25 protein-coding genes are annotated in these 20,083 nt (G+C 64.2%); 10 read left to right on the top strand and 15 right to left on the bottom strand.

Features of this window, described 5'->3' with window-relative positions:
* Positions 1-24: 24 nt before the first annotated feature.
* The 5 genes from B7G53_RS10390 to B7G53_RS10370 form a co-directional block, all read right to left on the bottom strand.
* A complete protein-coding gene (locus B7G53_RS10390; protein ID WP_096667274.1) occupies positions 25-1,164 on the bottom strand; it encodes an IS481 family transposase in 1,140 nt (379 codons plus the stop codon).
* A gap of 292 nt (positions 1,165-1,456) precedes the next feature.
* Positions 1,457-2,506, bottom strand: coding sequence for an NAD(P)H-dependent glycerol-3-phosphate dehydrogenase (locus B7G53_RS10385; RefSeq protein WP_096667272.1), 1,050 nt, complete (start codon positions 2,504-2,506; stop codon positions 1,457-1,459).
* 41 nt (positions 2,507-2,547) lie between these two features.
* Positions 2,548-3,015: a protein-export chaperone SecB gene (gene secB / locus B7G53_RS10380; protein ID WP_096667270.1), complete on the bottom strand. Its 468-nt coding sequence runs from the start codon at positions 3,013-3,015 to the stop codon at positions 2,548-2,550.
* Between the two features lie 109 nt (positions 3,016-3,124).
* Complete coding sequence (grxC, locus tag B7G53_RS10375; RefSeq protein ID WP_096667269.1) at positions 3,125-3,382, bottom strand: glutaredoxin 3; 258 nt, start codon at positions 3,380-3,382, stop codon at positions 3,125-3,127.
* Positions 3,383-3,421: 39 nt separating this feature from the next.
* A complete protein-coding gene (locus B7G53_RS10370) occupies positions 3,422-3,832 on the bottom strand; it encodes a rhodanese-like domain-containing protein (protein WP_096667267.1) in 411 nt (136 codons plus the stop codon).
* Between the two features lie 173 nt (positions 3,833-4,005).
* Here B7G53_RS10370 and gpmA point away from each other — a divergent pair, with 173 nt between their 5' ends.
* From gpmA to B7G53_RS10355, 3 genes are all read left to right on the top strand, one after another.
* Positions 4,006-4,749: a 2,3-diphosphoglycerate-dependent phosphoglycerate mutase gene (gpmA, locus tag B7G53_RS10365; protein ID WP_096667265.1), complete on the top strand. Its 744-nt coding sequence runs from the start codon at positions 4,006-4,008 to the stop codon at positions 4,747-4,749.
* Positions 4,750-4,949: 200 nt separating this feature from the next.
* Positions 4,950-6,386, top strand: a complete 1,437-nt coding sequence (locus B7G53_RS10360; RefSeq protein ID WP_096667294.1) for a S41 family peptidase — start codon at positions 4,950-4,952, stop codon at positions 6,384-6,386.
* A 78-nt stretch (positions 6,387-6,464) separates the two neighbouring features.
* Entirely contained in the window at positions 6,465-7,220 is a 756-nt protein-coding gene (locus B7G53_RS10355; RefSeq protein WP_096667263.1) for a HesA/MoeB/ThiF family protein, read from the top strand.
* A 37-nt stretch (positions 7,221-7,257) separates the two neighbouring features.
* Here the strand turns inward: B7G53_RS10355 and B7G53_RS10350 are convergent, their stop codons facing one another.
* Entirely contained in the window at positions 7,258-9,300 is a 2,043-nt protein-coding gene (locus B7G53_RS10350; RefSeq protein WP_096667261.1) for an AsmA family protein, read from the bottom strand.
* A 340-nt stretch (positions 9,301-9,640) separates the two neighbouring features.
* On the opposite strand from B7G53_RS10350, the gene B7G53_RS10345 reads away from it, so the two are divergent.
* On the top strand, positions 9,641-10,039 hold the full coding sequence (locus tag B7G53_RS10345) for a response regulator transcription factor (protein WP_096667259.1): 399 nt from the start codon (positions 9,641-9,643) through the stop codon (positions 10,037-10,039).
* Between the two features lie 20 nt (positions 10,040-10,059).
* On the opposite strand, the gene B7G53_RS10340 is transcribed toward B7G53_RS10345, so the two are convergent.
* A complete protein-coding gene (locus tag B7G53_RS10340; RefSeq protein WP_077593954.1) occupies positions 10,060-10,692 on the bottom strand; it encodes a response regulator in 633 nt (210 codons plus the stop codon).
* Between the two features lie 155 nt (positions 10,693-10,847).
* Between B7G53_RS10340 and B7G53_RS10335 the strand changes: the two genes are divergently transcribed.
* From B7G53_RS10335 to B7G53_RS10310, 6 genes are all read left to right on the top strand, one after another.
* Positions 10,848-12,164 (top strand): sensor histidine kinase, encoded by a 1,317-nt coding sequence (locus B7G53_RS10335; protein ID WP_255249965.1) that lies wholly within the window; start codon positions 10,848-10,850, stop codon positions 12,162-12,164.
* Between the two features lie 245 nt (positions 12,165-12,409).
* Positions 12,410-12,574: a DUF1328 domain-containing protein gene (locus tag B7G53_RS10330; RefSeq protein ID WP_096667256.1), complete on the top strand. Its 165-nt coding sequence runs from the start codon at positions 12,410-12,412 to the stop codon at positions 12,572-12,574.
* 73 nt (positions 12,575-12,647) lie between these two features.
* Positions 12,648-13,049: a hypothetical protein gene (locus B7G53_RS10325; RefSeq protein ID WP_255249964.1), complete on the top strand. Its 402-nt coding sequence runs from the start codon at positions 12,648-12,650 to the stop codon at positions 13,047-13,049.
* A gap of 41 nt (positions 13,050-13,090) precedes the next feature.
* Complete coding sequence (locus tag B7G53_RS10320) at positions 13,091-13,456, top strand: hypothetical protein (protein ID WP_096667254.1); 366 nt, start codon at positions 13,091-13,093, stop codon at positions 13,454-13,456.
* A gap of 8 nt (positions 13,457-13,464) precedes the next feature.
* Positions 13,465-13,884, top strand: coding sequence for a hypothetical protein (locus B7G53_RS10315; protein ID WP_141396318.1), 420 nt, complete (start codon positions 13,465-13,467; stop codon positions 13,882-13,884).
* 94 nt (positions 13,885-13,978) lie between these two features.
* Positions 13,979-14,293, top strand: coding sequence for a BON domain-containing protein (locus B7G53_RS10310; protein WP_096667249.1), 315 nt, complete (start codon positions 13,979-13,981; stop codon positions 14,291-14,293).
* 261 nt (positions 14,294-14,554) lie between these two features.
* Here B7G53_RS10310 and B7G53_RS10305 read toward each other — a convergent pair whose 3' ends face one another.
* The 8 genes from B7G53_RS10305 to nudB all read right to left on the bottom strand — a co-directional run bounded on the left by B7G53_RS10305 (position 14,555) and on the right by nudB (position 19,954).
* Entirely contained in the window at positions 14,555-15,010 is a 456-nt protein-coding gene (locus B7G53_RS10305) for a BON domain-containing protein (protein ID WP_096667246.1), read from the bottom strand.
* Between the two features lie 42 nt (positions 15,011-15,052).
* The gene (locus B7G53_RS10300) at positions 15,053-15,250 is read right to left on the bottom strand and encodes a CsbD family protein (RefSeq protein WP_096667245.1); all 198 of its coding nucleotides are present in this window, start codon (positions 15,248-15,250) and stop codon (positions 15,053-15,055) included.
* 118 nt (positions 15,251-15,368) lie between these two features.
* On the bottom strand, positions 15,369-15,806 hold the full coding sequence (locus B7G53_RS10295; protein WP_176491329.1) for a thermonuclease family protein: 438 nt from the start codon (positions 15,804-15,806) through the stop codon (positions 15,369-15,371).
* A 68-nt stretch (positions 15,807-15,874) separates the two neighbouring features.
* Positions 15,875-16,708 (bottom strand): DUF429 domain-containing protein, encoded by an 834-nt coding sequence (locus tag B7G53_RS10290; protein ID WP_096667240.1) that lies wholly within the window; start codon positions 16,706-16,708, stop codon positions 15,875-15,877.
* Between the two features lie 156 nt (positions 16,709-16,864).
* On the bottom strand, positions 16,865-17,290 hold the full coding sequence (locus B7G53_RS10285; RefSeq protein WP_096667239.1) for a BLUF domain-containing protein: 426 nt from the start codon (positions 17,288-17,290) through the stop codon (positions 16,865-16,867).
* 9 nt (positions 17,291-17,299) lie between these two features.
* Positions 17,300-18,031: a GTP cyclohydrolase I gene (gene folE / locus B7G53_RS10280; protein WP_096667237.1), complete on the bottom strand. Its 732-nt coding sequence runs from the start codon at positions 18,029-18,031 to the stop codon at positions 17,300-17,302.
* A gap of 160 nt (positions 18,032-18,191) precedes the next feature.
* Complete coding sequence (gene clsB / locus B7G53_RS10275) at positions 18,192-19,430, bottom strand: cardiolipin synthase ClsB (RefSeq protein ID WP_096667235.1); 1,239 nt, start codon at positions 19,428-19,430, stop codon at positions 18,192-18,194.
* A gap of 77 nt (positions 19,431-19,507) precedes the next feature.
* On the bottom strand, positions 19,508-19,954 hold the full coding sequence (nudB, locus tag B7G53_RS10270) for a dihydroneopterin triphosphate diphosphatase (RefSeq protein WP_096667233.1): 447 nt from the start codon (positions 19,952-19,954) through the stop codon (positions 19,508-19,510).
* Positions 19,955-20,083: the final 129 nt, after the last annotated feature.

Here is a 20,083-nt window from a genome sequence, read left to right as displayed (position 1 = left end):
CGGGGACATGGTTGACGGTTTGAATTAATCCACAGCCGGCTGTCTCAAGTCAATTTCCAGGCAATGGTGGTGTGCGAAATAGACATCAAACACGCCGTCCTGGCCATCCCGCGCACGCACTGCGACGGCCTGCCCGTGTAACGCGCTGGACAGCTTGTAGCTATTGCCGCGAAACCTCAGTTCCCCGAACCAGCCCACCTGCCTGATCTCGTCGTGCGGCGCATATTGCGGTTGCGGCATGCCTGCAGGAAAGCGCCTCGGACTGTGCCTGTAGCGGCTGGCCGGCACAGCCATCTGCAACGCTTCATGGGGGCGCTCGTGGTTGTAGACCCCGCGCCAGTGATCCAGCGCCGTCTGCACCCGCTCAAAGCTGTCGAAGGTGCGGCCGTTGAGCACTTCGGCCTTGAGGGTGCGATGAAACCGCTCGTCCTTGCCGTTGGTCTGGGGGTGATGCGGGCGGCTGTGGCTCACCCGGATGCCGAGCTTGACCAGCCACACGCCCAGCTCCGTCAACTGCCCGGGCGAGCGCGGCGCGCCCCACGGCGCGCCATTGTCAAAGTTGATCTGCGCCGGGAGCCCGTAGCGCTCGAAGGCGCGCCTCATCTGCGCCTGCACCGTGTGCGTATCGGTCTGCCCGCAGGCCTGAAGCGCTACGTTAAAGCGCGAGTGATCGTCCAGTATCGTCAGCGGCGAGCAGCGCCCCTGCGGGATGTCGAAATGGCCCTTGAAGTCTGCTTGCCACAGCGCATTGGGCTCCTCGCGTTCAAAGCGTTGCCAGTGTGCTGCCGCCTGGCTGGCCTCAAGGGTGATGAGTCCGTGGCGATGCAGGATGGACGTCACGGTGCTGGGCGCCACCTGGACCAGGCCCAGATCGCGCAGCCGCCGGCTGATCTTGCGCCCGCCCCAGGCCGGGTGCTGGCGGCGCAGGGCCAGCACGGGCTCCTCGATCGAAGCGGGCGAGGCGCCCGGACTGCTCAGCGGCCTGCGCGAGCGTTCTGCCAGCCCGGCGTCGCCTTCGGCGCCATGGCGCTGCAGCCATTTGTAGCCCGTCTGCGGGCTGATCCCGAAACGCCGGCACAGCTCGCGACGGTTGGCGCCGTCTTTCGTCGCCAGTGCAACAAATTCCTGTTTCAGACTCATGGTGTCTTGTGCTTTCCAAGGCATGGCGACCCTCCGGCAAATTCGCCGGAAAGTGTCAACCATGTCCCCGCACACCTGTCACCTATGTCCCCGGTCTATACAGCGAAGCAAAGACAAAGTGCCTCGCCCGCCGGGGCGAGACCCGGCTTGCTGGAAGACCCACCCATTCACAAACTTGTACAGGCTTCGACAGGCTCAACCGGAACGACGCTGCGAAGGAAAGCCGCTATCGATTCAATAGCTGATTGCGCGCGCCAAATAAGGGCTGAAAGCACAAAGAACCATCAACCGGGTCCGAACCCGACCGCGGCAGACGCTAACGCGGCTCGGCCGCCGGATCCCGTCCCATCAGCGCCGCCACCGCCTCAGCCGGCTTCACCTGCCCATCCAGCAGCGCAACCACACCTTCGGAAATCGGCATCTCGACACCGAGCCCCTGCGCGCGCTGCACCACTGTGCGGGCGCAATACACGCCCTCGGCCACATGGCCCAGCGAAGCGACGGCCTGCTGCAGGGTCTGGCCCTGGGCCAGCAGCAGGCCGACCTTGCGGTTGCGGCTGAGGTCGCCGGTGGCCGTCAGCACCAGGTCGCCCAGGCCCGACAGGCCGGTGAAGGTTTCGGCCCGCGCGCCCAGGGCCAGGCCCAGGCGCGTCATTTCGGCCAGGCCGCGCGTGATCAGCGCGGCGCGGGCATTGAGCCCCAGGTTCAGTCCGTCGCACAGGCCGGTCGCGATCGCCAGCACGTTCTTGACCGCGCCGCCGACCTCGACGCCGACGATGTCGTCGTTGGCATAAATGCGCAAGGTCGGGCTGTGGAAGGCGGCCACCAGCGCGTCGCGCACTTCGGCGTGTTCGCTGGCGGCCACCAGCGCGGTCGGCTGGCCACGCGCCACTTCCTGCGCGAAGCTCGGGCCACTGAGTGCGCCCGCTCTTAAATTGATAGCTACCTGCGCCCGTATTTCATGGGCCAGGAGCCCAAAAGGCTTGGAAGATGAGGGGGTGGCCGGAAGGACCGGAAGTGGTGCTTCAAACCCCTTGCACAGCCAGGCCACCGGCACGCGAAGGTGCTGCATGCGCTGCAGCATGCCGCGCAGGGCCGCAATCGGGGTGGCGATCACGACCAGGTCCTGCTCTGCCAGCACGGCGTCCAGCGAGGCGTCGGAGCCGCCCGCCAGCAGCAGGGCAGCGGGCAAGGCGATGCCGGGCAGGTAGCGCGTGTTGAGCCGCTGCGCCTGCATTGTCGCCAGCTGCGCGGGGTCTCGCGCCCACAGGGTCACCTGATGCCGTGCAGGGGTTCCGCCTGCCTTGGCCGCGCTGATGGCCATGGCGGTGCCCCAGGCACCGGCGCCAAGGACGGCGATTTTCATGACACCGGGGCCTGGGTTGGCAACAGTTGCACCAACACGCCTTAAACGATGATTTGCGGGGCTTCCTGGGCTGCCGAGGCTGCTGCGGCCTGCTGCTGCTCGAACATGGCCTGGAAGTTGATCTCCGCCAGGTTGACGGGCGGGAAACCGCCACGCTGGATCACGTCGGCCACATTGCCGCGCAGGTAGGGGTACACAATCTGCGGGCAGGCAATGCCCAGCACCGCGTTGAGCTGCTCGGCCGCCATGTTGCGGATTTCAAAGATGCCAGCCTGCTTGGCTTCGACCATGAACACGGTCTTGTCTTCGATCTTGGTGTGCACCGTGGCGGTCACGCTGACTTCGTAGAGGCCGTCGGCGATCGGGGTCGCCTCGACGCCGAGTTGGATATCGACCGCAGGCTGCTCCTGGTTGAGCAGGATTTCGGGAGAGTTGGGCTGCTCCAGGGACACGTCCTTGAGGTAAACGCGCTGGATCTGGAACACGGGATCAAGGTTGGCTTCGGCCATGGTGGTCTTTCGGATTGCTTGAAAAATAAAAGCCCGCTGGACAGCAGGCACGGGACATTATCCCCGTTCGGCCCGCCGGCCCGGGGCAGCGTTGCCCGGGCTGCGATGCTCAGCCGGCCAGCAGGGGCAGCAGGCCGCCACGACCGTCCAGCGCCATCAGGTCATCGCAGCCGCCCACATGGGTCTGGCCAATGAAGATCTGGGGCACGGTCCGGCGACCGGTAATGTCCATCATTTTCTGGCGCTCGCCCGGCTGCAGGTCGACGCGTATTTCCTCGATCTCGGCCACGCCGCGCTGCTTGAGCAACTGCTTGGCCTGAATGCAGTAGGGGCAGGAGGCGGTCAGGTATATCTTCACAAGGGACATCGAAATCTCCGGGTCGGGTCAAGGGGCAGCGGCAGGCTTTCAGGCCTTCTCGACGGGAAGGTTAGCCTCTTTCCACGATTTCAGCCCGCCCGACAGGCATTGGGCCTGCTCGTAACCGAGCTTTTTGGCGATGGCCAGCGCCCGGTTGGCGCGCGCGCCGGAGGCACACACCAGAATCAGCGGGAGGGCCTTGTTTTTCACGGTCATCGGCAGTTTTTCCTCGAATTGTCCCAGCGGCAGGTTCTTGGCGCCGGCCACGTGGCCCGCGGCAAATTCCGTGGCCTCACAGACATCGATGACCACGGCCTTCTCGCGATTGATCAGCTGCACGGCGCCGGCGGCGCTGAGCGAACCGGCCGCCATGCCGCTTGAGATCAGGGGCCAGAGCAGCATGCCGCCGGATGCCAGCGCAATGGCGATCAGCATCCAGTTGTCGATGAGAAATTTCACTGTAAGTCCTTCTTGGGTTTTGCAATTAAGGAGTGATTTTAGAATGCAGGAAGCGCTGCCGGCTTTCCCCGACACCTGCCGCAGTCTTTGCCCGCCCTTTTGGACACCTTTTTCGCCCCGGGCGCCCAGCCGGGGACCTCCCCTTTTCCAACCTCACGAAGCTGCCTCACACCATGTACAAACTTGTGCTCATCCGCCACGGCGAATCAACCTGGAACCTGGACAACCGCTTCACCGGCTGGACCGATGTGGACCTGACCGCCACCGGCGTGCAGCAGGCCGTCAACGCCGGCCGGCTGCTCAAAAAGGAGGGTTACGACTTTGACCTGGCCTACACCAGCGTGCTCAAACGCGCCACCCGCACCCTGTGGCACACGCTCGACGAGATGGACCGCACCTGGTTGCCGGTGGTTCACAGCTGGCGCCTCAACGAGCGCCACTACGGCGCCCTGCAGGGCCTGAACAAGGCGGAGACCGCCAAAAAATATGGCGACGAGCAGGTCCTGATCTGGCGCCGCAGCTACGACGTGCCGCCGCCGCCGCTGGAGCCCAACGATCCGCGCTGCGAACGCGATGACCCGCGCTACGCCAGGTTGAAACCCGGCGAGGTGCCGCTGACCGAATGCCTGAAAGACACGGTGGCCCGGGTGCTGCCCTTCTGGAACGAGTCCATGGCGCCGGCCATCCAGGCCGGCAAACGCATTGTGGTCGCGGCACACGGCAATTCGATACGCGCGCTGGTGAAGTACCTCGACAACATTGCCGACCAGGACATCGTCGGGCTGAACATTCCCAACGGCATTCCGCTGGTGTACGAACTCGACGCCAGCCTCAAGCCGCTGCGCCACTACTACCTGGGCGACCGCGAGGCGATTGCCAAAGCCGAGGCGGCGGTCGCCGCCCAAGGCAAGGCCTGAGGCCCAAAACACCGACAGCGCCCTGCCGGCGCTCCTGTGTCAAGGGAAGGTAAAGGTGGTCCGCTTCTGAAACATTTCGGCACGCTGGCGCCAGAGGCGGCGCCGGCTACGGGAACTGTTCGCCAAGGGCTTTCTCCAAGGTGTATATTGTTTCAAATTCTGTGACAACTGCCCCAAAACCGGGGCGAATGAAGGTGTTTATGGGTCAGAAACTCAAGATAGCAGGCTGGATCTCCATCGGCGCGGTCGCCGGTGCGCTGACGACCGTGCAACTGCAGGCCGTGGCGCGGGGCGGACTCACGCCCCTGCCACTGGAGGAACTGCAGCAACTGGCCGCCGTGTTCGGCATGGTCAAAACCGACTACGTGGAGCCTGTTGACGAGAAAAAACTCATCACTGACGCGATCTCGGGCATGGTCGCCAGCCTGGACCCGCATTCGGTTTATTTCGACAAGAAGTCCTTCAAGGAATTCCGGGAGGGCACCAGCGGCCGCTTCGTCGGCGTCGGCATCGAGATCTCGCAGGAAGACGGGCTGGTCAAGGTGGTGTCGCCGATCGAAGGTTCCCCCGCCGACCGCGCCGGCCTCAAGACCAATGACCTGATCACCAAAATCGACGACACCGCGGTCAAGGGCCTGAGCCTGAACGAAGCCGTCAAGAAGATGCGCGGCGAACCCCGGACCAAGGTCACCCTGATGATCTTCCGCAAGGATGAAAACCGCACTTTCCCGGTGACCATCACGCGCGAGGAAATCCGCACGCAGTCGGTGCGCAGCAAGGTGGTCGAGCCCGGTTACGCCTGGATCCGCCTGAGCCAGTTCCAGGAACGCACGGTTGATGATTTTGTCGCCAAGCTCGAACAGATCTACAAGCAGGAACCCAACCTCAAGGGGCTGGTGCTGGACCTGCGCAACGACCCGGGCGGCCTGCTGGACGCGGCCGTCGCGGTGTCCGCCGCCTTCCTGCCGGAGAACGTCACCGTGGTATCGACCAACGGACAACTGGCCGAAAGCAAGTTCACCTACAAGGCCTCGCCCGAGTTTTACCAGCGCCGCAATGCCGCCGATCCGCTCAAGCGCCTGCCCGCGGCCGTGAAGAACGTGCCGCTGGTGGTGCTGGTCAACGAGGGTTCGGCATCGGCCAGCGAAATCGTCGCCGGTGCGCTGCAGGACTACAAACGCGCCACCATCATGGGCAACCAGACCTTCGGCAAGGGCTCGGTGCAGACCGTCCGGCCGCTGGGTCCTGACACCGGCCTGAAGCTCACCACCGCGCGTTATTTCACGCCCAGCGGCAAGTCGATCCAGGCCAAGGGCATCGTGCCCGACGTGATGGTGGACGAAACGCTGGAAGGCAGCCCGTTTGCGGCCCTGCGCACGCGCGAAGCCGACCTGGAAAAACACCTCGCCAGCGGCCAGGGTGCCGAAGTGAAAGACCCGGGCCGTGAAAAAGCCCGCGAGGACGCCCTCAAGCGCCTGGAAGAAGAGTCCAGGAAGAGCCCCGAGCAGCGCCGCCCGCCCGAGTTCGGCAGCGACAAGGACTTCCAGCTCGCACAGGCCATCAACCAGCTCAAGGGCCGGCCCGTGATGATCAGCAAGACCATGGTCGAGCGCAAGGAAGAGAAAAAGGAAAACTGACCGCGTCTGCCCGCCAGAGCGCTGGTCCGGACGGGCCGGCAGCCTGGCTGTCCCGCACTGCCCGGGTCACGTCCGCCCATGAACGATACCCAGCTGCTGCGTTATTCCCGCCACATCCTGCTCGACGAACTGGGCGTGGAAGGCCAGGGCACCCTGCTGTCGTCGCGTGCGCTCATCGTGGGCGCGGGCGGCCTGGGCTCACCCGTCGCGCTGTATCTGGGCAGCGCCGGGGTCGGACGCATCACCGTGGTGGATGACGACCGGGTCGATGCCACCAACCTGCAGCGGCAAATCGCCCACACGCTGGCACGTGTCGGCCAGTACAAGGCGCATTCCGTGCAACAGGCCGTCGCCGCCATCAATCCGGACGTCGAGGTCCTTGCCGTCACCACACGCGCCGACGCGGCCGTGCTCGACGAACAGGTCCAGCAGGCCGACGTGGTGCTGGACTGCACCGACAACTTTGCCACGCGCCAGCTGATCAACCAAGCCTGCGTGAAGCACCGAAAACCGCTGGTATCCGGAGCGGCCATCCGTTTCGACGGCCAGGTGACGGTCTACGATCCGCGCCAGAGCAGCTCACCCTGTTATGCCTGTGTCTTTCCGCCGACGGAGACGGTGCAGGAGGCCCAATGCGCCACCATGGGCGTGTTTGCCCCACTGGTAGGCATTGTCGGCACCGTGCAGGCGGCCGAAGCGCTCAAACTGCTGTGCGGCATTGGCCAGGCGCTCACGGGGCGCCTGTTGATGCTCGACGCACGCAACATGGACTGGCACCACGTGCGGGTCGCACGCCATCCCTCCTGTCCGGTGTGCGGCGGCGCCCCGGCCTGAACGCCGGGCAAGCCGGGCGTCCCTGAGGCGCCGCGGCTTATTTGGCGGCCGGGCTGGCCGCGGCGGGCTTGTCCGGTGGTTTCACCGGGCTGGCCACAGCCAGCACCCGTTCGCAGTCGGCATCTTTGCCAGGCCCGGTTTCCACCGTCGCGGCCAGCGCGAGCAACGGATTGATGGCGCCGAGCAGCAGCGCAATGCCGGCCCGGCCCGCCAGCGCCGCCTTGTCGGGACCGACCGCTGGTTTGGCAAACGTGCCCGTGATTCTCAAGGGTGAACGCAGGCTCAGGATGCTCTGGTCCTTGGGCTGTGGGTACAGCACCAGATCCAGCGTTTCATTGGCGAGGCTGATCTGGCCACTGCCGTTGACCAGCGTGTCGGTGGTGTCCAGCAGGATGGCCCGGCTGGTCATCAGGCCCTGCTTGACATCAAACGCTGCGGCAGCGCAGCGCAGGGTGACATTGCGGTCGCCGCTGGCCAGAAACTTGATGATCTCGCCACCGTCCAGCCCCATGAACTCAAGCAGGATGTTGCTGACCTGGCCCCGGCCCATCAGCAGGGCCACGCTGCCGGAGGACGAGCCGAGAACCTGGGCGCCGGAGTTGCCGCGGCCGGTCAGGTCGATCCGCCCGTTGAGCTTGCCCAGGCTGCCTTCGGTGCGTTCGATGCGCGGGAACAGCTGGTTCAGCTGCAGCGTGCGGGCTTCGAGCCTGGCCTGCACCAGGACGGGTTTGCTGTTGGCGTCGATGCGGATCAGGCCGGCTAGCCGGCCACCCGCCACCCCCATGTCCAGCGGATCGAGCTGCAACACGCCGTCCTTCAGGAGAATGCGCGCGTCAAAGCGGTCCAGCGGAAAGGCGCCGGCGTTCTTGACATCCACCACCTTGTAGCTGACATCGGCATTCATGGTTTTGAGCCGCTCGAAGTCCAGTGTCGCCGTCGGCAACACCTTGCCGGCCGCCTGTACCTGCTTGGCGGCCGAGGAAGGTTTGTCCTTGGCAACGGTTTTGGTCGTTGCGCCTGAAGCACCTGTCGGCACACCAATCAGCGGGCCGAGGTCCTCGAAATCGAGTGACCTGGACTGCACCTTGCCCGACAGCAGGGCTACCTGCCCCGAGCGGTCGTAGGCGAGATCGCCCGACAGGTCCGATTTACCCAGACGCCCCTGGATGCCGGCCACCTTCCACACCGGTCCCTGCTTGCCGAGGTGGCCGCGCAGGGCATAGGTGGGCGTGTCCGGCAACACGACGCCCAGCAGGTTGTACAGGTCGGCCAGCGTGCGGCCCTTGAGGTCGAAATTGGCATCCAGGCCGTCGAGCGCCGCCAGATTGCCGATGCTGCCCCTGGCTTGCAGCGTGGTTCGGCCTGCGCTGGCATGGACTTCCATCGGAAACGGCCTGAGCTGGGTATCGCTGAGCTGCAGCACGCTGCCAGCACGCCCCTGGGCCGAGAAGGCCTCTTTTTTCCAACTGCCGCGCGCCTTGTAGCTCAACGGCATGTCGCGGGCCGCTGCCGCTGTTCCGGCTTCGGCTTCACTCGCTGCGACCATGCCAAACTCGGTCTTGATATCGGCCCCCTGCGCTTCGGCCAGGTAGTTGAGCTCGCCCTTGTCCACCAGCAGCTGGCCAATGATTGGCACGGTACCGGTATCGGACGTGTCCTTGCCCAAAGCCCAGGTGCGCCGGCCATCCGGCAGGATCTGCAGCCCCAGCACCGGCTGGCTCAGGCTGACGCGCGGGAGCTCGACCTGGCCGCGCAACAGGGGCCAGAACAGGATATCGAACTCGGCGGACTCGGCCTTGACCAGGTACGGGTCGCGTGCCCAGTCGGGATTGGCGAAGGTGATGCCATCGGCCTTGACCGTGATGCGGCGTCCCAGCTGCACGTCCAGCCGCCGGGTGATTTCGAACCGGCGCCCGGTCTGGTCGCTGACGTAGCGGTTCACCGGCCCGCGCAACCAGTCCCACGGAAAAAACACGATCACCAGTATCAGGACCGCCAGCACCAGTGCCGCGCCCGCGACGAACCGACCCCACGTTGGGAGGACGCGAAGGCGGGAGAGGAAGGTGGCGACACGGGTCATGGGGGCGGCCTGCGATTCTTGATTTGGAAGACCGGGAGAGGCCCGACACCTGCAAGTGGTTGGCACCGCGCTGTTGAAAGCGAAGGGGAAATCAACTGTCAGTGAAGTATCTGCCGGGAATCGCTGATGCACCGTGGGCAACAGCCATCGATGACTGTCAGTGCCTGCCTACAGCCCAAGAGTAGGAAACATCCTACAAGCCAACCACGCCCACCCTGTCAAAATAGCTTTGGAAATATGGATACATTAGTTAACAGGTAAATGTGTACCCAACCAAGGGTCGCTGTAACCGTTTGAAAAAATGCCGCGGTCAGGGATGGCAGACCGGGATTGAAGCTCAGTGGGACTAAAAACTTATATCGTCGAAGACAACGCCACCATCCGCGACAATCTCCTGGCTACGTTGGAGGAACTGGCCGGTATTGACGCAGTCGGCACGGCGGAGACAGAAAATGAAGGCAAGGCCTGGCTGCTGGCGAACGGTCGGCAATGGGACTTGGCGATCGTGGACCTGTTTCTCAAACAGGGGAGCGGACTGGGCGTTCTGGAAGCCTGCCGCAACCGCCAGGTGCATCAAAAAGTAATCGTGCTGAGCAATTACGCGACCGCCGACATCCGCAAGCGCTGCGCCCAGCTCGGCGTGGACGCGGTCTTCGACAAATCCAACGAGATAGACGCGCTGGTCGACTACTGCATCGAGCAGTGTCGGTCCATCAATGCCAGCCAGCCCCAGAAATAGATAGGGCAGGCGGCAGGGCTTCAGTCAATCAGCTTGTTCTTGAGCGCGTAATACGTCAGGTCGCTGTTGGACGCCAGGCTCATTTTTTCCATCACGCGGGTCCGGTAGGTGCTGACCGTTTTGACACTCAAGGACAGCGCCTTGGCAATGTCGCCCGCGGTTTCGCCCTTGGCGAGCTTGAGAAACACCTGGAACTCGCGTTCGGAGAGCTGCTCGTGCGGCGTGGCGTCGTTTTTCCGGTTCAGCTGCTGCGCGAGCAACTCGGCCACTGCCGGCGTGATGTAGCGTTTTCCGAGCGAGATGACGCGGATCGCATTGACGATCTCCATCGGATCACACTCCTTGTTCAGGTAGCCGCTGGCGCCCTGGCGAATCAGGTTGACCGCATAGTGTTCTTCCGGATACCCGCTGAGAATCAGGATGCCGACATCGGGCGCCTTGGCGCGGATCATGGCCAGGGCATCAATGCCGCTCTGGCCGGGCATGGACAGGTCCATGACCAGAATGTCCAGTTCGACATTTCGCACCAGGTCAATGGCCTCGCGGCCACTGGCGGCCTCACCCACGACCCTTAAGTCGACCTGATCCGAGAAGAACTGCTTGAGCCCGGAGCGCACGATGGCATGGTCATCCACAATTCCAATTTTGATCATTTCATATCCTCTTGGTTAGGCTGGCATCGCCAAACGGCACAATGCAGCAACACGGCCTCGCGCAATTACGGGCTTCTGTCTTCAGTAGCGATTATTCACGAATTATTGATCCATGCCGAACGGAGATCAGGATGAGATGGTTTGCAATCCCCAAAATGGCAATCAGCCTGCCGCTGGCGGTGCTGGCAGCGCTCGTTCTGATTTTCATCAACGAGGCGGGTTTTCGGCTGTCCACCGAGGCCGTTACCCGCATTGAGGAGTCGCAGGCCACGCGCGGCGCCGTCAACATCCTATTGCAGCAAATGCTGGATGCCGAGACCGGTCAGCGCGGCTATCTGCTGACCGGGGACCCCAAATACCTGGAACCTTACGACGCGGCAACCGCCGACCTCAACCAGACCCTGGACACCCTGCGCCGGCACTACACCCCCTACCCGGCGGAGCTGGCGGAGTTCACACTGCTGTCGCGCAGCGTATCGCGCAAGCTGGCGGAGATGGACCTGAGCGTACGCATGCGCAAGCAGGGCAATGAAGAAGCCTGGAAGTTTGTGCTGACCACCGATGTGGGCATGGACCAGATGAACGCCATCCGCAGCCAGATCACCAAGCTGGTCCACGCCAGCAACAGCAAGATGCGCACGGCCCAGGCCCAGATCACCCAGTCGCTGCAGTTGTCGCGTATCGGCATCGCCCTGATGGCGCTGGCCGGCCTGCTGGCGTTTTACATGTATCTGCGGCAAACCCGGGCCCTGCTGGATGCCGGCAAGCGTGAACAGGAAGCCCTGCAGCGCGAACGCGACCAGCTGGACAAGGAAGTGCGCGACCGCACGGCCACCCTGGCCGAGCTGGCCACCCATCTGCAGCAGGTGCGGGAAGATGAGCGCGGCCACCTGGCCCGTGAGCTGCACGACGAACTCGGTGCCCTGCTGACGGCGGCCAAGCTTGATGTGGCGCGCATCAAGTCGCGGCTCGGCGTCATTTCGCCGGAAGCCGCAGAACGCATGCAGCACCTGATCGAAACGCTCAACAGCGGCATTGCGCTCAAGCGCCGCATTGTGGAGGACTTGCGGCCCTCGTCGCTGTCGCACCTGGGGCTGGTCGCGTCCCTCGAGATTTTGGCGCGCGAATTCGAAGACCGGTCCGGCCTGAGCATCATCACCGACCTGGAGACGGTGGAGCTCGGCGGCTCGGCACAGCTCACGGTCTACCGGCTGGTGCAGGAGTCGCTGACCAACATGGGCAAATACGCCGAAGCGAAACAGGCAGAAATCAGCCTGCATGATTTTGACGGCTACATCACGGTCGAGGTCCGGGACGACGGCACCGGCTTCGACACCACGCAGATCAAGGGATCGAGCCACGGACTGGCCGGCATGCGCCACCGGGTCGAAGCGGCCGGCGGTCGCCTGACCGTGGTCTCCAGTCCCGGTCAGGGCACCCGTATCTCCGCCGTGTTGCCCAAAACGCTTTAAGCGCAGGTGCTCCCGCCAGCCGGGCCGGGGCGAACACCGGCGCAGCGCCGGCCACTGGATCCAACGCGGCCGTCGGTGCAGCAAGCGCCTATCGGCTGCGTCCTACACAGCGTGTTCATGCCAACCGACATGGGCAGCCGGCACTCACCGATGAACACGCGGAACTGCGACGTTTAACCTTGCTGCAGGTGTTTCAACTGGGAGCGCCACACATATCAAGGGGCACCCCCTGCAAGGAGATCGACATGCTGCACTATTCCGTTGTTTTCCTCGTGATCGCCCTGATTGCAGCCGTGTTCGGTTTCGGGGGCATTGCCGCTGGCGCCGTCGAAATTGCCAAGATCCTCTTTTTCATCTTTGCCATCATGGCTGTGATCAGCTTCGTGGTCGGCCTGATGAAAAGAAAGTGACACCCCGCCATCCTCCGGTTCCCGCGCATATCGCGCTGGCGCCTGCCTTTTCCTTCCATTTCCCAAGGACCCCATGAAAAACCCACTCTCCAGCCATTCCCCTGACCAAGACACCCTGTCGGGTACGCGTCATCTGTCCGAGCAGATGCTGACCGGTGCAGAGAGGGCCATGGACAGCACCCGCAGCCTGGCCAACGACACCCTGGACCGCGCCGAGGACAAGGTGCGCCATTTGCGCGGCAGCATCGACCCACTGGTCGACAAGCTGGCCACCCAGGCGCAGAAGCTGGCGCGCCAGAGCCTGGACATGGCCTCGGAGGCCAGCGACCGGGCGCAGCGCTCCATGCACCGCTACGCAGACGCGACGACGCGTTATGTGTCCAATGAGCCCGTGAAGTCCATCCTGATCGCCGCCGCAGTCGGCGCAGCCGTGGCCTTGCTGGTGGCCTCGACCGTGCAGCGCGACAAGCGCTGATTTCCGCCGTTTCGCTTCCTTTGCCCAATTACCGAGCGCCCATGCTGCACCCGCTGTTTTCCATTCTCGTCAGACGCCCCGACCTGGTGGTCGATCACCTGTCGGCCTACGGCGCCCTGGTCCACGAGGAAGCGTCGGAAGCCGGGTCGGAGCTGCTGCAGCGCGGACTGGCGTGGGGCTTGGTCATGCTGTGTGCCGGCGTGTTTTTGACGCTGGCCGGTGTGGCCCTGATGCTCGGTATTTTGCTGAACCAGTTTCACTGGGTGCTGGTGGCCATTCCTGCGGTCATGTTGCTGCTGCTGCTGGTCGCCTTCGGCAAGGCGCGGCAGCCGCTGGCCGCTACCCGTTTTGAAGAACTCAAGGCCCAGCTGGACCGCGATGCGCAGGCATTGCGCGCAGCAGCCTGATCCCGATGATGAACGACAACACCGCGCTTTCTCCCCGCCAACGCCTGGACAACAGCCGGCAGGCGATTGTTCGCCAGATGGGGCATGACACTGCCAAGGCGGTTGAGCACGGCGGTAGCCCCAACGAGATTGACGCGTCGGCCAGCACCTGGTCACTCGTCAAACAGACGGTCATGTCCTGGTGGCAAGGCCACCCGGCCAGCCTGGCCCTGGATTTTGCCAAGCCGAGGATGCAGCGTTTTGCCCAGGAGCAGCCCGTGAAGCTGCTGGCCATTTCTGCGGGCCTGGGCGCGGCGGCCGTGTTTCTCCGGCCCTGGCGCCTGATATCGCTGACTGGCCTCGTTTTCGCGGCGCTGAAGTCATCCGAGGTCGCCGGCCTGGCCAGTTCCCTGCTGGCTTCCGGCACCCGGAACGACCGCTTTCGATGAATTCCATTCGCAAACCGACTGGCGTGGTGCCGTCTGTCGGCCAGCTTCTCAACTCTCCGCACCAAAACATATTTATAAACTTCAAGGAAAACCCATGAAATACGCTCGCGCAATTGCATTCGCCGCCCTGGCTGGCATCACCATCATCAGCGCTGGTTGCGCCGTGACCCGCGGCCAGGAAAGTGCTGGCGCCTATATCGACGACGCCGCCATCACCACGGCCGTCAAGGCCAAGTTTGCGGCCGACAAGACGGTTGCCGCCACCGCCATCAGTGTGGAAACGCTGAATGGCACGGTGCAGCTGTCCGGCTTTGCCAAATCGGCTGCCGAAAAAGCCCAGGCTGAAGCCATTGCACGCGACACCAAGAACGTCCGTGCTGTTCGCAACGACATCGTCGTTCGTCCTTGAACTAGCCCCGAGGGGGTGACACGGGCTGGCCCTGCCAGCCCGTCAAGCGGGGTCCGGTTGTCTGCAACCGGACCCCGCTTTGCTTTTGGCGGGTCAGCGTGTGATGCGGCGGCCTGCGGACGAACCGATCTGAAGGCATGAGGTCCCACACCATGCGCCCCGCGCCCAGTGCCCAGGAGTCCCCGGCCCGTGCTCAAAAAAAAAGTCACTGGCCGCCATCCGAAGGCGTGCCAGTGACCGAATCGACCAAAAAAGAATGAATTAACCGGGTTTGACCACCAGCTGGTTATTCACCGATGTCACGCCCTTGACCTGCTTGGCGATGTCGGTGGCCTTGTCTTTCGCCGCCGCGCTGGGTGCCGGGCCGTTCAGGGTGACCACGCCATCCTTGGTGTCGACGTTGATCTTGATCGCGCTCAGATCCGGGTCCTTGGCCAGCCCGGTGGAAACGGTTGCCGTGATGGTGACGTCGTCTATTTTTTCACCCAGGGTGGTGCTGGCCTGGCTGCCTGTGGCTTGCGCGTCCTTGGACGCTTCCTTCATGGTATTGCCGGCATCCTTGGCAGCCTTCTCGGTTTTGGCAATGCCGGAATCGATCGACTGGCCGACGGTCTTGCCGTCATCCGCTTTCTTGCACGCCGTCAGTGCCAGCAGGACGGCAGCGGAGCACGCCAGCGCCAGAAGTGGCCGCCGCGCTTGAAGAGGGGTCGATTTCATGATGGCTCTCCTGTGTTGAGATGAGATTCGGAACCAGTGCGCTCAGATCTTGTCGATCAGTTTTTTGGCGCTGTCCTTGACGTTTTCCTTGGCGTCGCCGTAACCCGCCTGGGTTTTGCCCTTGGCCTGGTCCGCCAGTCCCTCAGCCTCCAGCTTTTCATTGCCAACCACGCGGCCAGCCACTTCCTTGGCTTTGCCCGCAGCCTGGTCCACACGGCCTTCGACTTGATGCTTGTTCATGGTGTTTCTTCCTTTGAAAATGGGATGCGGCCCGCCTGGCTGGCGAGCACACCCCACTGTAGGCAGGCCGGTTTGGGCAGCCCGTCAGCGCCTGCGGAATTTTCTGTAGGACGGCAGGCTATCCCCTGCGCGCCCCGTCGCCTCCAGGGTGGCAGGAGCCGTGCCGCTTGCGGAAAAGGCGGGGCGGCAGCGCCTGTGGATCGGCAAACAGCCCACGCTGCGCCGATCGGGCCTGCGCCTGCAAGCGCAGGTAGGGCCCGCCCTCACGCCCATACCGGTATGACCAGGCATGGCCTTGCGCGACCATCCAGCCAGCCATGTCTTCGCCATCCAGATGCACGGTGGCCACGGCGCGTCCGTAGTCGTCATGACGCTGCGTCGCCACGACCACCGTGCGGCGCGCGACGCGGCTGGCCAGGGCGACACGCGCGGCACGGCCGCCGGCCTGGCAGATCTCGGGCGCATCGATGCCGGCCAGGCGCAGCTTGACCGGCCTGCCGCCTCCGGCGGGCTGGACCCACAACGTGTCTCCGTCGGTGACATATGTGACTTTCATGCCTTCTGCCCATGCGGAATGGACGCTGAAAGCTATCAAAAACATAGCAATTTTGAATACGGTCATGGTCATGCAGTAACGATCCAGCCCTCGAGCGGGTCGACATCGCTGGGCAGCCCGTAATTCGCTGCGCCCTGCGCCTGTTGTGCCTGGGCCCATGCGGCCTGCATCAGGCAGAGCGCCGCATCCAGGCTGTCGCCGCTGGCGTCGTCGACCAGGGTGTCGCGCTGCGCATGGCTGAGCTTCAGGCGCAGGCCGAGCCGGGTCTGGCCCATCTCCAGCGCGGTGATCAGGTCCTTGCGCGCAATCAGCCGGTCCGGCGTCTGCTTGAGCCGGTCGTCACTTTTGTAGGAGCGCCGGCCCAGCACCTCGCGCGCGAGCAGCCCCGGGTAGGCTTCAAGCGCAACGCGCGACAGGTCGCCCTCCTGCAGGCCCGGCAGGTGAACACCGGCTGCCAGCAGCCGCGGCACCCCGGCGTGCAGCATGAACGCCACCGGCGGATTGATCCATTTCATCGACGGGCTGGAGCCGGCCGGTATGTCCGTGGCGCGGTGCGCAAACTTGCCGCCCACCGGGCGCGCCGCGCAGAAGGCCGCAAACGTCTGCCGGATCTCTTCCCGGCTGAGGCTGGCGTAGTGGGCCATCAGCGCCGTCCAGCTGCCCGGCCAGCCGAGCTGCTCGACCAGCTCGCGCGGCAGGCCGAACGGGAAGTCAAAAGCGCCCAGCCACGCACGTGGCTGGCTCAGCCAGTCGCCGAAGGCTTCCAGCGACGCGATGTGCGCCAGGCCAGCCAGCAACACCCGCCCGCCGGACAGTGAGCCACTGGCCAGGACGATGGGCTTGCGGCGCGTCGGACTGCTGGAGAAATCGCAGCCGACCAGCAAAGGCAGGGTGTGAGGCATGGGTCGGTTCCGTTCAGCCCAGGGCCAGCGCGGTCACGCCCGCAGCCATCAGGCCGGCAAGCAGGACGCGGACAAAAGCGGACAGCGGCATGGTGCAAGCGGCGGGCAGCGCGCACGCACGCCGTGCGCCCCGCGTTGCCTCCTGGCCAGGAGGACTCAGACCTTGCCGCAGATGGAAGCGGTGGCCATCAGGTCTTCCAGCAAGGCCAGCGAGACCGTGCCCGACACCGCGTAAGGGTCGAGTTCGGCCTTCTCGGAGTATTTGAGCAGGATGGAGGCGTTGATGCGCTCGACATTGACCTGGCCCATGGTCCAGCCGCCAAAATGCCGCTCAGAGATTTCCTCGTAATGCAGCAGCACCACGTCCTTGTGGCGCGGGTCCCGCTGAATGTGGCCGTAGAGGTCGTTGACCGGCATGCGCCCACCTTCGAGGGCCTGCAGGAAAATGCCGCCGCCATAACAGAGGATGCCGGTGATGCCCATGGCCGGGTTGTGGCTGCGCGACTGCGCCAGGATGGATTCGGTGAGGTCGCTGGAGCCGGGGTTGACCGAGCGGCTGGCGTAAAGAAGGCGTACCAACATCGTGTGTCCTTAGCTGTTGCTCTTTTTCGGGATGAGCGACAAAAATTCACGGCGCAGGTTCGGGTCCTTGAGGAACACCCCGCGCATGACGGAGTTGATCATCTTGCTGTCCAGGTCCTTCACACCGCGCCAGCCCATGCAGTAGTGGCTGGCCTCCATGACGATGGCCAGGCCGTCGGGTCGTGTTTTTTCCTGGATCAGGTCGGCCAGCTGCACCACCGCTTCTTCCTGGATCTGCGGTCGACCCATGATCCACTCCGCCAGGCGCGCGTATTTGGACAGACCGATGACATTGGTGTGTTCGTTGGGCATCACGCCTATCCAGAGCTGGCCGATCACCGGGCAGAAATGGTGCGAGCAGGCACTGCGCACCGTGATCGGGCCCACAATGATCAGCTCGTTGAGGTGCTCGGCATTGGGAAATTCGGTGACGGTGGGGCCGTCCACATAACGGCCCTTGAACACCTCGTTGAGGTACATCTTGGCCACGCGGCGCGCGGTGTTGTTGGTGTTGTGGTCACCGACGGTGTCGATCACCAGGCTGTCCAGCACGCCCTGCATCTTGCCTTCCACCTCGTCCAGCAGCTTCTCCAGTTCGCCCGGCTCGATGAAGGCGGCAATGTTGTCGTTGGCATGGAAGCGTTTTTTCGCCAGGGCGAGGCGTTCGCGGATCTTGACGGAAACCGGCATGCCTTCGTCAAGAAGGGCGGGGGAATCAGGCGTATTGGATTTCATAAGCATGGTCAGATGTTACCAGTCTGCCTCAAAACAGCCATGACCCTTTTTTACAAGGGTTTTAGGCCTCAATCCCTTTACACACGTGCGATTACAGCTATGAATTAAGGAGCACTTTCAGTGCCTGCCGGGGACGAACCCCGTCTGCAGGGAATCGGCACGGGGCTCAATAACGCTGGCCAGCAATCAGCAGGGCCAGGCGCATCAGGGCGTAGGCGATGTAGTCCAGCACCCGCTGGCGCCAGGGCCGGCGGCTGTAGATGTCGGGATCCAGCCGCACGCCGCTGGTGGTCATGGCCAGCACCAGGCGCTCACGCAAGGCCTGCGCAAAGCCGGGGTCCTGCACCACCACGTTGGCCTCGCGCGCCAGCAGCAGGCTCAGGGGATCGAGGTTGGACGAACCGACGGTGGCCCAGCGTCCGTCGATCACCGCCACCTTGGCGTGCAGGAAACCGGCACCGTATTCATGGATCTCCACGCCCGCGGCAAGCAGTGCGCCGTACACCGGCCGCGCCGCATGGTATTGCATGAAGTATTCGTACCGGCCCTGCAGCAGCAGGCTGACCTTGACGCCGCGCCTGGAAGCCCGAATCAGGGCCCGGCGCAACTTTCCGCCCGGTACAAAATAGGCATTGGCAATGATGATTTCGTTCCGCGCCTTGCCGATGGCCTTGCGGTAGGCGCGTTCGATGATGCGGCGATTGAGCAGGTTGTCACGCAGCAGCAGGCCCGCGGTGTTGCTGCGCCCACGCGTCGCGCGAGGCGAGGCGCCGGGACCCAGCCCGGTGGACCGGCCACCGTAACCGGCCACCTTGACAGCCTCCCAGGCGGCGAGCAGGTGGCGCTGGCGCGCACTGTAGCCGGCCTCCACACGCCACCAGAGCAGCGCCATGGCGTCGGAGGCTTCCGCCGCCAGCGGCCCGGTGACGGCCACGGCAAAGTCGAAACGCGGTTCCGTCAGCGGCCCATGGTTGGGGTCGTAAAAATCGTCCAGGATATTGATGCCGCCGCAAAACACGAGGTGTTCGTCGACCACACACAGCTTGCGGTGCAGGCGGCGCCAGCGTTCGGGGACCAGCAGCCCCAGCGCGGCAAACCGGCCGCGGCCCAGCGGCGCGTAGAAGCGCCACTGTACCCCGGCCTGGTCGAACTTCTCCTGCCATTCAGGGGAGAGGCGGTCGGTGCCTATGCCGTCGACCAGCACCTGAACCAGCACACCGCGGCGCGCCGCCTGGACCAGGGCCTCGGCGACGTCCGCACCCTGCCCGTGGACGTCGAAGATATAGGTCTCCAGCTGCACCCAGGCCGCGGCCGTGTCGATCGCCTGCACCAGCGCCGGGAACAGCGCCTGCCCGCCCTGCAGCAATTGCAAGGCGCGCGGATCCTGGTTGTGGAGTGTGGGCATGGGTTCAGGGCTTGTGCAGGAGACGGACCATGCCGGACGGCGCCACAGCGATGCCGTGCCGGGCAGGCAACAGCCTTTTACCCCGCAAATTGTGGCAGCATCAGCACGGCCTCGGCATTCGAGGGGGAAAAGCACCGGTCCGCCGCTTCCCGGTAGGGCAGCCACTGCCAGGCGCTGTGTTCGCGGGGGCTGAGCGTGACGGCCGTGTCCGGCGGTACACACAGGCTGAAGACATGTTCGGTGTTGTGCGTCACGCCAGGCGCGTAGCGATGGCGCCAGACCGGGTAGATCTCATAGACATTGGCCAGCGCCCAGTCCCGAAAATCTTCCGGTCGCGCTGAAATGCCGGTTTCCTCCAGCACTTCGCGCGCGGCGGTCTGCGCCAGGGGCTCATCCGGCGCGTCCAGGGAGCCGGTGACACTTTGCCAGAACCCGGGCTGGTCGGCACGCTCGATCAGCAGCACCTCCAGCGCCGGCGTGTGAATGACGACCAGCACCGACTCGGGAATCTTGAAGGAAGTCATGGCCTCGGTCCTCTTCCGTCCGGACAGGCAGCGATGCGCGGAAGCTGAGCGGCTCCCGCCGCGCACCGTGCGAATTGCCTCTTTTTACAAGACAAACACCCTCCAGCCCAATAAACCCGGGCGCCAGCA

It is taken from the genome of Polaromonas sp. AET17H-212, assembly GCF_002379085.1.
Taxonomy (GTDB): domain Bacteria; phylum Pseudomonadota; class Gammaproteobacteria; order Burkholderiales; family Burkholderiaceae_C; genus Polaromonas.
Note: the sequence above shows the minus strand (reverse complement) of the source record. Positions and strands in the feature narration are given on the sequence as shown.